The sequence below is a fragment of the Bradyrhizobium sp. CCBAU 45389 genome (genome assembly GCF_028128625.1).
GTDB classification, from domain to species: Bacteria; Pseudomonadota; Alphaproteobacteria; order Rhizobiales; family Xanthobacteraceae; genus Bradyrhizobium; species Bradyrhizobium liaoningense_B.
The window spans coordinates 1-355 of record NZ_LBIY01000017.1 but is presented as its reverse complement, the minus strand read 5'-3'; the positions used below and the strand labels follow the sequence as shown (position 1 = coordinate 355).

1 protein-coding gene is annotated in these 355 nt (G+C 62.5%); it reads left to right on the top strand.

The window, feature by feature from the left end:
* Positions 1-355 (top strand): IS110 family transposase (locus XH79_RS06770; protein WP_271581145.1); only part of this gene is annotated, 355 nt, incomplete at both ends.

Here is a 355-nt window from a genome sequence, read left to right as displayed (position 1 = left end):
CGCCAACCCGAAGGAGGTGCGGTTGATCGCGCACGCAAAGATCAAGACGGATGCGATTGATGCCGCAGTGCTCGCGAAGTTGTACGCCACCGGATTTCTTCCGGAGGTCTGGGTACCCGATCAGCGCACTATGGCCCTGCGACGGCAAGTTGCGCGCCGTACGCAGCTCGTGCGTCAGCGGGTGCGCTTGAAGAACCTCATTCAGTCGATCCTTCACGCCCACCTCATTCCGCCCTGTCCACACCTCAACCTTGTAGGGATCAGCGGTCGCAGGTGGATCGCCGCCCAGATGGTACCTGCCGACGAGCGTGCCGCAATCGAGCGGCACCTGGCGCAGATCGACCTGATCCAGGGT